Origin of the sequence: Mycobacterium malmoense, from assembly GCF_019645855.1 — a bacterium.
Taxonomy (GTDB): Bacteria; Actinomycetota; Actinomycetes; order Mycobacteriales; family Mycobacteriaceae; genus Mycobacterium; species Mycobacterium malmoense.
The window spans coordinates 3625597-3637054 of sequence record NZ_CP080999.1 but is presented as its reverse complement, the minus strand read 5'-3'; the positions used below and the strand labels follow the sequence as shown (position 1 = coordinate 3637054).

Genomic DNA, 11458 nt, shown 5'->3' with positions numbered 1-11458 from the left:
TAGCCACCAACCTAACCACCGAACCTCGCACCGGAATCCACGCCCCACAGCGCCATGGTCAGCAGCATGTTGACCATGATCACGACGGTGATGCTGGCCCGCATGCCGTGTCCCGCGGCAACACCCACACCTTCGGGACCGCCGCTGGCGTAATACCCGTAGTAGCACTGAATCGTCGACGCGATCCACACGAAGATGACGGCCTTGAACAACGAATAAACGATGTCCTTACCGGCCAGCATCAACGAGAAGTAATGCAGGTAGGAACCGGTGGAGCCGCCGCTGGAAATCCCCACCACCGCCTGGGTGGTCAGGTAGCCGATCGCCAGGCACGCGGCGTAGAGCGGAACGATCGCGATCACCGAGGCGACCAGCCGGGTGGTCACCAGGAACGGGATCGGGCGAATCGCAATCGATTCCATGGCGTCGATCTCTTCGGCGATGCGCATCGACCCCAACTGCGCGGTGAACCGGCAGCCGCCCTGCATGGCGAACGCCAGCGAGGCCATCAGCGGGGCCAGCTCGCGGGTGTTGACCAACGACGAGATAAAGCCGGTCGCGGGCCCCAGGCCCAGCAGGTCGAGAAAGTTGTAGCCCTCGATGCCAACCAGAGCGCCCACGGTCATGCCGAGCACAACGGCCACGCCCGCGGTCCCGCCGCCGACCACGATCGACCCGTTACCCCAGGTGATGTTCGACAGCAGCCGCAGAAACTCGCCGCGGTATTGACGCACCGCGATCGGCACGGCGGCCAGCGCCCGGACGAAAAAGACAAGCAGGTGGCCCAGCCGGATGATCGGCGTGGTTCCTCTGCGGTAGAGCCGAACCAAGCGTCCCGCAATCGGTGCCAGCGGTAGGTAGGTGGAGACCGTCATGCCTAGAGTCCCGTCCGGGGCGACAACATGACGTAGAGCTGGCTGATGACGACGTTGACGATCATCAACAGCAGGATCGCCTCGACGACGGCCGCGTTCACCGAGTTCGCGACGCCCGTCGGCCCGCCCTTGGTGGACAGGCCTTTCTGGCTTGACACGACGGCGACGATGGCGCCGAAGATGATCGCCTTCAGCAACGCCAGAATCATGTCGCCGGTTGTCGCGAACGACCCGAACGTCGCGACGAAACTGCCCGGCGCGCCGTTTTGGAAATACACGTTGAACATGTAGCTGGCGAAAAACCCGACGAAGCACACGACTCCGGTGAGCGCGACGCCGATCATGATCGCGGCCGCGAAACGCGGCACTACCAGCCGGCGGATGACCGACACCCCCATCACCTCCATGGCGTGGGTCTCTTCACGCATGGTCCGCGAGCCCAGGTCGGCGGTGATGGCCGACCCGACCGCAGAGGCCATGAGGACGGCGGCCACCAGCGAAGCGCCCTGACGGATGACCGCCAGTCCGCTGGCCGCGCCGGCGAGCGAGGTGGCGCCGACCTGCCCGGCGAGCAAAGCGAACTGAATCGACAGGGTGACACTGATCGGCAGCGACACCAGGATCGTCGGCAGCACCGCCGTGCCGGCCATGAACGCGCCCTGCCGGACGAACTCTTGCCATTGGAATCGGCCGGTGACGAGGTCGACGAAGAAGTACTGAAGGGTGCGTACGCCGAGGACGAACTGTTCACCGACCGTTGTGAGCGAGGCGAGCGGGTGACGTTTGACGTACCCGACGGTCCAGTCCTGGATGGCGTTCACCCCGTCGTCTGCGCGTTCACGGCGCAATGCGAGTTGGTGTTGTGTTGTCATCGGGGCAAGACCGGCGGACCGTCAAGCAAACGAATACTACCGGTCATCGCGTACCAGCAACCCCCGTCATCGGTGATCTCATTCCCTGAGCGCCAAACAAAAGATACCGGGCTCCGTGGCGCGAAACTTGCCTAACGTGGTGCGATCAGGTTCCGCGAATCCGCAGTTCAATCGGTTTTGCGCTAACACGCTAGCCTAGTCGATAGGCACTTTCAATAGCGCAGAGACGCCCACTTCCGCTCATCAGCGGATGGCAAAATTGTGTTGAAATGTAAGATTTAGCCCGAGGGCGACGACATGAATCCAGCAAACGCGGCGGCACCGACGACGCGCTGAGTTGTCCCGTTGATCTCGACCTGGCCGCCTCACCCGCCGATCCGATCCGCATCGATCAGCGAGAACTGGTGTTCTTGTACCGGTCGACGTGATCGCTTGCCGAGTGGTTGAGCACGACGGCGCACCTCAAGGCTAGAGGCAAGCGAACCCAGGGTTCCTGGCGGTGAGCGATGATCGACGCGTGCCTCCACACCTCGACCGCATGATCTACATTGATGACTCTGGTCACCCGCAGTCTGGGTTGGTCGTGTATGGGTGGATCGAATTCAAGCCTGACCACTGGAGATCGGTGCTTCGCTGCTGGCTCGATACGCGCAAGCTCTTGTGGCGTGAGTATCGCATTGCCGTGCAAGAAGAGCTGCACACCACTCACTATGTGAACGGACGCGGACGCATCTCGAAGCGTATCCCTGAACGACATGTCCACAGCGGGGTCGAACACTGGAAGGATTTTGGCCGCGAGGTGGCGGTGAAGTGCCTGGAAGCCTTGCGGTGCACTGAAGGATTGGTGGTGGGGTCCGTCTATCGCACGGGTGAACCGTCGTCCGTTGCAGTGACCAAGAGAGAGCTGTACCGCGATCTGATTGCGCGGTTTGAGGGTGAGTTGGCGGCGTCGGACTCCCTGGGAATCGTTGTTATGGACGGTGACGACAGCGACAGCAGCTACCGTTCCACACACCGTCAGTTGAAGCTGGACGAGCGACGGATTATCGAAGACGCCATTCACCTCGACTCGAAGGCGTCACAGCTTGTGCAAATGGCCGACCTGGTGGCATGGAGCGCTTATGCCGCCGTGGACCGGCACCAGCACAACAAGTTCGCGTGGGATTGGTACGAGGACTACCTGTCTGAGCGCGATCCAGGACGACAACCAAAGCAACTCGCCTCTAGAAACAGCTAGACCCCCTTATCCACAGGTGTGGGGGGGTCTGCATAAAGCAGGCTACACCTCGTGCGTGGGCGGATCAACCACGCGCAGAGCTTTGGTCTTCGTCATGGCACGCAGGCACAACAAACTACCGTGAAGCCGTCCGCCACGCAGCAAGACTATGTTCGTTCGGTGCTCAGGAACGGGATTCGATATAGGTCGAATCGCTCGATGATGGGCGCGTTCATGTCAGGAGAATTGCAAGCCACCTAGCGTTGCAATAGCGTTGCAGGGCCTTCTGAGGACAAAAGGTCAGAGGGGCCTAAATACCCCCTCTGACCCATTGGGGTGAGTGACGGGACTCGAACCCGCGACCCCCAGGATCACAACCTGGTGCTCTACCAACTGAACTACACTCACCATGGCTGCGTGCGGCCTTGGGCCTATGCAAGCAGCGACTGTCGATATTAACCGCTCGGCGGCTCGGCAGCCGAATCGATTGATCCGGCTGCGTCGGCTCCGTTGTCCAGACGGGCGACCACTGCCTCGATTTCGCTGGTAGAAGGGCCCGGCGGGGGGACGAACGCGGTGCGCCGGTAGAACTTCAGCTCGCGGATGGATTCGCGGATGTCCGCCAGCGCCCGGTGGTTGAGCCCCTTAACCGGCTGACCGTAGTAAATGCGCGGGTACCAGCGTCGGCAGAGTTCCTTGATCGAGCTCACGTCGATCATCCGGTAGTGCAGGTAGGAGTCCAGCTTGGGCATGTCGCGGGCGATGAACGCGCGATCGGTGGCGATCGAGTTACCCGCCAGCGGCGCGGTCTTGGGTTGCTTGACGTGCTGGGAGACGTAGTCCAGCACCATCGTCTCGGCGGTCGCCAGGTCGACGGCGGATGCCTTAGCCTCGTCGATCAGCCCCGAGCGCGAGTGCATTTCGGCGACCACGTCGATCATCGACGACAGCGCGGCGTCGTCGGCGTGGATCACCACGTCGACCCCATCGCCGAGAACGTTCAGGTCGGCGTCGGTCACCAGGGCTGCAATTTCGATCAACTTGTCCGAGCCCAGCTCGAGCCCCGTCATCTCGCAGTCGATCCACACCAATTCGTCGCGCACAGCGCTCAGCGTAAGCCCACGTGAACCTGCGCCCGCCGCTCCCCGGCAAGTAGTGTGAGCGGTGCAGAACCTCACGGGGACCAATTGGGGGAGAGGGGCGCGGCACGATGAGCACTGAATCAGCGGCGACACCCACGCAGCAGATCGCCAACGGCTACGCCGTCGAAGGCCAGGCGCTCGAATTGGGCACCGTCGTCATCGACAACGAGGCCGATCCGATCGCGCAGATCCGCATCCCGCTGGCCACCATCAACCGGCACGGCCTGGTGGCCGGCGCAACCGGAACCGGCAAGACCAAGACGCTGCAACTGATCGCCGAACAGCTCAGCGCGGCGGGGGTGGCGGTGCTGATGGCCGACGTGAAGGGCGACCTATCCGGTCTGGCCCGGCCGGGGGAAGCCAACGACAAGACCGCGGCGCGCGCGAAAGATACCGGCGACGACTGGGCGCCGACGGCATTCCCGGTGGAGTTTTTGTCGCTGGGCACCGACGGGGTGGGCGTACCGATACGGGCGACGGTTGCCAGCTTCGGCTCGGTTCTCTTGTCAAAAGTCTTGGAGCTCAACGCTACTCAAGAGTCGACGCTGGGACTGATCTTCCATTGGGCCAAGGAAAACAATCGTCCGCTGGTGACCCTGCAACAGCTGCGCGATGTCATCAGCCATTTGACCAGTGACGAGGGCAAGGCCGACCTGAAATCCCTTGGCGGAGTGTCGCCGACGACGGCCGGCGTCATCCTGCGGGCCCTGGTCAACCTGGAAGGCGAGGGCGGCGACACTTTCTTTGGCGAGCCGAAATTCGATCCGCAGGATCTGCTGCGCGCCGACGACCAGGGCCGCGGCATCATCTCGCTGCTCGAATTCAGCGGCCAGTCGCTGCGCCCGGTCATCTTCTCGACGTTCCTGATGTGGGTGCTGGCCGACCTGTTCACCGTCTTGCCCGAGGTCGGCGACGTGGACAAGCCGAAGCTGGTGTTCTTCTTCGACGAGGCACACCTGTTGTTCGCCGATGCCTCGAAGGCCTTTCTGGAACAGGTCGAGCAGACCGTCAAGCTGATTCGCTCCAAGGGCGTCGGGGTGTTCTTCTGCACCCAGCTGCCCACCGACCTACCCAACGACGTGCTCTCCCAGCTGGGAGCCCGGATCCAACACGCGCTGCGGGCGTTCACCCCTGACGACCAGAAGGCGCTCAGCAAGACCGTGCGCACCTATCCGAAAACCGATGTCTACGAACTGGAGTCGGCGCTGACGTCGCTGGGCATCGGCGAGGCCGTCGTCACCGTGCTGTCTGAGAAGGGCGCGCCCACACCCGTCGCATGGACGCGCATGCGGGTGCCCCGGTCGCTGATGGCCTCGATCGGCGATGACGCGATCGCTGCCGCCGCGAAAGACAGCCCGCTGCAAGCCAAATACGGCCAAACCGTTCAACAACCGGCGCAGCCCCAGCCTGGCCCGCAGGGTCCGCAAGCCCGACCCGGGCCGCAGCCGCCACAAGCCCAGTCCGACTACCCGCCGGTCCCATCGAATGAACCGGTTCCGCCGATGCCCGCTCCCGCTGAGCCGAAGGGCCCCGGGTTATGGGAGGAAGTGCTGAAAAATCCGACCGTGAAAAGCGGCATTAACACGGCGATACGCGAAGCGGTGAAAGGCATCTTCGGCACCGGCCGGCGCCGGAAATAGCGCCTAACCGCCGCCGAGCTTCTTGTAGAAGCTGCCCACGATCGGCGCGACGATGGCGCGCGGGGCGTACCCACTCGCCACCGACATGGCCTTCGACGTCAAACCTGGAACGATGCGCATCTTGTTGCGCGCCAACGCATCCAGCGACACCCGGGCGGTGTGCTCCGTCGAGATCCACAGGAAGTCCGGCACCAGCCTTTCGACCAGCGACGCCTCGGCGTCATCGGGGAGGTCGGTGCGCACCGGGCCCGGTGCCAACAGCGTGACATGCACGCCGGAGCCGCGAAGTTCACCGCGCAACGATTCACTGAAGGTGTTCACGAACGCCTTGGTGGCCGCATAGGTGGCGTTGTACGGAATCGGCGAATTGCCCGCCGCCGAACCGGAAATCAGGATGCCGCCGGCCTTGCGCTCGACCATGCCCGGCAGTACCGCCAGCGTAAGATCATGCACCGCAACGGCATTCAGCTGCACCTGGGCCTTTTCTCCCGTCGGGTCGAGGCCCGCGACCGGACCGAAGGTGGCGGTACCCGCGTTGGCGCACAGGATCGAGATCGGACGGGCGGCCAGTTCGTCGCACAGTTTTGCCCGTTCGGCCGGGTCGGCCAGGTCGGCGGGTCGCACGTCGACGGTGACGCGGTACTCGTCGGCCAGGCGGGCGGCGAGGTCGTTGAGCAGGTCCTCGCGTCGCGCGGTGACGATCAAGCTATGTCCGCGGGCGGCAAGTTCGGTGGCCAGCGCCTCGCCGATATTTTGCGAAGCTCCGGTGACAACGGCACGCGCGTCCGGGCTGGGAGCTGGTATCGGCATGGGCCAATCGTAGACAGGCCCCCGTAAAGTGCCGGGCATGAGTCAGCGGGGGTCGCGTCCAATCACACCGGTGCCATCTCGGGTGGTGGCGTGGGCGTTGTGGGACTGCGGTAACACCGGTCTGAACGCGATCGTGGCGACCTTTGTCTTCTCGGTCTATCTGACCAGCAGCGTGGGGGTGGGCCTGTCCGGCGCCACCACGCCGGCGAGTTGGTTGGGTCGCGCGGCGGCCATCGCCGGGTTGACCGTCGCGCTGCTGGCGCCCGTCGTCGGCGTCTGGGTCGAGTCGCCGCATCGCAGGCGGGTGGTCCTGAGCGTGTTGACCGGCCTTGCGGTGGCGCTGACGTGTGCGATGTTCCTGATCCGCGATCGCCCCAGCTATCTGTGGGCGGGGCTGGCACTGCTGGCGGCGACGGCGGCCTGCGGCGACTTGGCCAGCGTCCCGTACAACGCGATGCTGCGCCAGCTCTCGACGCCGGCGACGGCCGGGCGGATTTCCGGCTTGGGCTGGGCATCGGGTTACCTCGGCAGCGTCGTGCTGCTGCTGGTGATTTACACCGGATTCATCTCCGGATCCTCCTCCGAGGCGGTGCGGGGACTGCTGCGGGTGCCCGTGCACGACGGCCTCTACGTGCGGGAGGCGATGCTGGTGGCCGCGGGGTGGCTGGCGGTGTTGGCCCTGCCGTTGCTGTTGGTCGCGCAGCGGCTGCCCGATTCGGCAGAGGTCTACCAGCCGACGAGCCTGCTGAGTGGTTATCGCAAGCTGTGGACGGAGGTCTCCGCGGAATGGCGGCGCGACCGCAACCTGGTCTACTTCCTTGGTGCCAGCGCGCTTTTCCGGGATGGGTTGGCGGCGGTTTTCGCCTTCGGCGCCGTGCTTGGCGTTAACGTGTATGGCCTCTCGCAAGCCGATGTCCTGGTGTTCGGGGTAGCGGCGAGCGTGGTGGCCGCGGTGGGTGCCGTGCTGGGCGGGTTCGTCGACCACCGGATCGGATCCAAGCCGGTCATCGTCGGGTCATTGGTCGCGATCATCACCGCGGCGCTCACCCTGGTGATGCTCTCGGGCTCGCTGGCCTTCTGGGTGTGCGGACTGCTGCTGTGCCTGTTCATCGGGCCGTCCCAGTCGTCGGCGCGCGCCCTGCTGTTGCGGATGGCAAAGCACGGCAGGGAAGGGGTGGCGTTTGGCCTGTACACGATGACGGGACGGGCGGTCGCTTTCCTGGGGCCGTGGCTGTTCTCCGTCTTCGTTGACGCCTTCGGCGCCGTCCGCGCGGGCCTCGGCGGGATCTGCCTGGTGCTGATCGCCGGGCTGCTGGGAATGCTGGCGGTCCGTGTTCCCGCGCGCGACGCCGCCATGGCCGAACAGCCTTCGGAGACTTAGCCTCTCGCGTCGCAAATCGTCAGGCCTACCCCAACTCGCTGGCTGACTTGGACCCCGGCGACGGTGACCGAGCAGGTGACATTGTGTCCGATGTTCACGATCGTGACGTTTGCCGGGTGGATGGCCGACTTCGACAGGCTGACCTGTTTGCTCCACGGCAGCGCGACGTTGAACTCGGTCTGTATGACATCGCCGGTGTCGATATACATGACGCTGATCGCGCGGCCTTCGCCGGTGATGCTGTAGACCACGGTCTGCATCGCGGCCGGGCCGGTCGTCTGGGTGGGCGTCGGAGATTCGCTGGGCGGCGGTGGCGGCACCAGGATGCGGGGCGGCGGCAACGCCCGTGTCGATGGGGTCGGTGTGCTCGGCTCGGGCATGGCGGGCAACGGCGGGACCGCAGTCTGCGTCTTGATCGCTTCGTTGACGAGTATCAGCGCGATCACCAGCCCGACGACCAATAGCACCGTCGCTCCGGCGGCGATCCACAACCAGCGTGGCGACTTCGGGCCTCCGGGCGGCGGCGGAGCCAGGCCTTCGGGTGGCAGCTCGCCCGGTGGAGGCTGAACTTGCTGCCAGTACAGCGGCAGCTGTTTGGTCGGGTTGGTTTCGTTAAAGCTCGGTGCCCATTGGGACCAATGGGGAAGGTACCCGCCATACGTCGGTGCATACGGGGCTTGGTCGGCGTATGCCGGGTCAACGGACGGCGGATACGGGGAACCGTGCGGCCCAGCGGGTCCTGCTTCCCGTAGAGGGGAACTAAGCCGCTCGGGTCGACGTGGATCGTTCATGCCCACCTCATGGCTTGCAGGGTACCTGGGCCGTGCGCCCGCGCGCCGGCTTATCGCGCGATGCGCCGACTGCCGGCTTTGAGCGCGGCGACGGTCATAGCGCGCATGACGGCGCGGGACCGCGCCACCCGGGCGGGCTTGGCGCGCGAACCGTCTGGGGACTTCATGCTGTGCGGTGTCGAGTTCAGCAGGCCGAACACCGCGTGCGCCGTCAGCCGAGCGTCGGCTTCGGGCAGCTCGGGGTTCAGCTCGCGCAGCACGCCCACCCAGACCTCGACATACTGGCGTTGCGCTTTGCGTACTTGCTTCTCGGCCACCTCGGGCAGGTGCGCAAGGTCGCGGTCCTGGATCCGGATCAGGTCAGGTTCGCCCAGGGCAAAGTCGAGGTGAAAATCGATGAGGCCATCCAGCGCCGCGGCCGCATTAGAGCTGCGGGCCCTGACGTTCCGGGCGCCGGCGAGTAGCCGGGCGCTGATCCCCACCAGCAGCTCCACCAGCAGCGACTCCTTGTTGGGGAAGTGACGGTAGATGGCCGGGCCGCTGACGCCGGCGGCGGCGCCGATGTCTTCCAGGCGCACCGCGACGAAACCGCGCTCGGCGAATAGCCGTTCGGCGGCCGATAGGAGTTGGTTGCGCCGGTCGGACTTCAACTGGCTGCGACGATTTGGGACTTCAGGGTGGCCGGGCTGGTCCGGGGCGGACGTTGTCATGACGGGCCTCCGGCCAACTCGTCTGGTCGGTTAATCCCCACTAACGTAGCACGAGTTATTCGCTATTAACTCGCCTGCCGTAACGGATGTCGGCGACGGTGTGACGTCGTCTGGCCGCGTGCAGCCTTTGCCGTGCCGCGCAGTTAAGTTTAGCCGCAACGTGTTTCATTGTGATGGCCGTGGGGATTTCGCAAAGGTGCATCATGGGTCGATCAACAGCTCGGTTTGCTTAGCAGCGTTGCCGGGTCGGTGCTTTGGGAGCGTGTGTCGGCGGGCTTGCTGGTGGTGCCGCAACGGTGTGGCAAACGTATGCCAATGGTTGTCCTCGGGTAGTTGCGCTTTGAACTAAAATTCGGGGGGGGGGGTAACTCTGGGATTTAAAAAATATTTTTTAGCAGTGGTTACTGTATCTCGTAGAGTTTGCGATGCTCGATGTCTGCAGAGTCAGATTAACCAACATAACCCGAACTCGCCCGGAATCTTGGCTGTTCTCAGCTACTTTCTGACCATCCGAATTCGACATTGTTCAAAGGAGATGGTCGTGGACGTCGCAGCCCGCCCCCACATCACCGCTGGCATCGCCTTGGCCAGCGCCGCTGTCCTCGCCGCAGGCCCAATGGCCCAACACCTACCCGACTTTCACGCGATCCAACACCTATCCACAGTCAGCATGTCCAAGATCAACCTCGCCGACGCTGGCAGCTTCCTGGACTTGTTCTCCGGTGTGGAGAGCGAGCTGGCCTCCCTCGCCAGCGGCGCAGCCGGCGGCGTAGCCGCGGCTGCTGTGCCCGCTGATGTCCTCGGCGACCTGGTCAATCCGTTTCAGACGTATGTCAACCTTTTCTCCTCGGCGGGCAGCAATCTGGGGTGGATCCTTAACCAGTGGAGCGGGGTTCCGTTCCCGGTCGCCCAGCAGGTCGCGGCCAACGGTGTGCAGTACGCCAGCGAGTACGTGGGGGCCTACCAAACAGCGGCAGCCGCTCTGGTCCGCACGCTCCCCTCGCTGGGGCCGGCGATGCAGACCGGACTGGCCGATATCGCGGCGGGCAATGTCAATACCGGAATCTTCTATCTCTATCAGCATCTGTTTGAGCTGCCATTTATCAGCATTTCGGCGCCGCTGGAATCCACGCTGAAGATCCCCGCGCAAATCACGGCAAACCTCGCCGCCGCGACCAGCTACCTCACAACGACCGGTATCACCGATCTGGGGAACTGGGGCCTTAGTCTGGCCACGGTCGGGGCCCATGGGCTTGGCGCAAGTCTGCAAGCGGCCTCCACCGCGTGGAGCGCGGGAGACCTGGCCGGAGCGCTAAGCAACCTGGCCAATACCCCCGGCGCGGTCGCATTCGCCGTCATCAACGGATTCCAGACGAATGCGGTCAATGGCGTGACAGGTGGCTTGCTCAGCAGTCCGGTTTGGGGCAAAAGCGGCGCCAATGGTCTCGTCAACATCATTTTGAACACTCTTGATCCCGGACTGGCAAAGACAATCGTCACCCCCAACGCGCAGAACATCGCAAGCGGCGGCAGCCTGTTGACCGGAATCCAGAACTTTGTCAACCAGTTCATCGGGGGTTGGCCCTCGCTGGGCGCTGCCCTTAACACCATTGGTGGTGACATCGCCGGTTCGCTGACGTCCATGCTGCAAAGCCTGCCCTCGGTCGTAGCGGGTCTCCCGTCAATGCTGGGCACCATCGCAACCCAGATCGGGACGGCGATCATCAACCTCCTCAGAATGCTCTAAGCCCGGTCGTGGTCACCGATGCGAGCCGGCGACCACCAACGGCGATGGCCCCCTTCGCAAGAAGGGGGCCATCGTTAATTGGTGTGCTCTCGACTGGGCGCGGAGCCGTCAACGATGACCTGACCCGTGAGCCGGATGACACTCGATCACGTTTCATCCGCGATGCCTCAATGGGCTTCCGTGGTTGTGACGTGTCCGCGGGCAGTGGTATCCTCACTCCGGTTAATGATTATTAACTGAAATCAAGGCCGCCCGACGGCAAGGAGGCTGCTCG

10 protein-coding genes and 1 tRNA gene are annotated in these 11458 nt (G+C 64.0%); 4 read left to right on the top strand and 7 right to left on the bottom strand.

Translation table 11 applies throughout. From position 1 onward, the window contains the following. Positions 1 to 11 precede the first annotated feature (11 nt). Both K3U93_RS16700 and K3U93_RS16695 read right to left on the bottom strand, forming a co-directional pair. Entirely contained in the window at positions 12 to 875 is an 864-nt protein-coding gene (locus tag K3U93_RS16700; protein WP_071513410.1) for an ABC transporter permease, read from the bottom strand. 2 nt (positions 876 to 877) lie between these two features. Further along, complete coding sequence (locus tag K3U93_RS16695; RefSeq protein ID WP_071513409.1) at positions 878 to 1747, bottom strand: MlaE family ABC transporter permease; 870 nt, start codon at positions 1745 to 1747, stop codon at positions 878 to 880. A 499-nt stretch (positions 1748 to 2246) separates the two neighbouring features. Between K3U93_RS16695 and K3U93_RS16690 the strand changes: the two genes are divergently transcribed. Next, a complete protein-coding gene (locus tag K3U93_RS16690) occupies positions 2247 to 2984 on the top strand; it encodes a DUF3800 domain-containing protein (protein WP_176220064.1) in 738 nt (245 codons plus the stop codon). Positions 2985 to 3295: 311 nt separating this feature from the next. Here K3U93_RS16690 and K3U93_RS16685 read toward each other — a convergent pair. Both K3U93_RS16685 and orn read right to left on the bottom strand, forming a co-directional pair. Beyond that, positions 3296 to 3371 (bottom strand) — tRNA-His (locus K3U93_RS16685). Positions 3372 to 3418: 47 nt separating this feature from the next. Beyond that, positions 3419 to 4066, bottom strand: coding sequence for an oligoribonuclease (gene orn, locus K3U93_RS16680; protein WP_071513407.1), 648 nt, complete (start codon positions 4064 to 4066; stop codon positions 3419 to 3421). A 107-nt stretch (positions 4067 to 4173) separates the two neighbouring features. Between orn and K3U93_RS16675 the strand changes: the two genes are divergently transcribed. Further along, positions 4174 to 5745, top strand: a complete 1572-nt coding sequence (locus K3U93_RS16675) for a helicase HerA-like domain-containing protein (RefSeq protein ID WP_083012207.1) — start codon at positions 4174 to 4176, stop codon at positions 5743 to 5745. 3 nt (positions 5746 to 5748) lie between these two features. Here K3U93_RS16675 and cmrA read toward each other — a convergent pair whose 3' ends face one another. Next, complete coding sequence (gene cmrA / locus K3U93_RS16670; protein WP_083012210.1) at positions 5749 to 6555, bottom strand: mycolate reductase; 807 nt, start codon at positions 6553 to 6555, stop codon at positions 5749 to 5751. A 37-nt stretch (positions 6556 to 6592) separates the two neighbouring features. Here cmrA and K3U93_RS16665 point away from each other — a divergent pair, with 37 nt between their 5' ends. Continuing rightward, on the top strand, positions 6593 to 7936 hold the full coding sequence (locus tag K3U93_RS16665; protein ID WP_071513437.1) for an MFS transporter: 1344 nt from the start codon (positions 6593 to 6595) through the stop codon (positions 7934 to 7936). Here K3U93_RS16665 and K3U93_RS16660 read toward each other — a convergent pair. Together K3U93_RS16660 and K3U93_RS16655 are read right to left on the bottom strand one after the other, a co-directional pair. After that, positions 7933 to 8733 (bottom strand): MmpS family transport accessory protein, encoded by an 801-nt coding sequence (locus K3U93_RS16660; protein ID WP_139797181.1) that lies wholly within the window; start codon positions 8731 to 8733, stop codon positions 7933 to 7935. The genes K3U93_RS16665 and K3U93_RS16660 overlap by 4 nt on opposite strands. 44 nt (positions 8734 to 8777) lie before the next feature. Continuing rightward, entirely contained in the window at positions 8778 to 9437 is a 660-nt protein-coding gene (locus K3U93_RS16655; protein WP_071513403.1) for an SACE_7040 family transcriptional regulator, read from the bottom strand. A gap of 541 nt (positions 9438 to 9978) precedes the next feature. On the opposite strand from K3U93_RS16655, the gene K3U93_RS16650 reads away from it, so the two are divergent. Continuing rightward, a complete protein-coding gene (locus K3U93_RS16650; RefSeq protein ID WP_139797182.1) occupies positions 9979 to 11184 on the top strand; it encodes a hypothetical protein in 1206 nt (401 codons plus the stop codon). Positions 11185 to 11458: the final 274 nt, after the last annotated feature.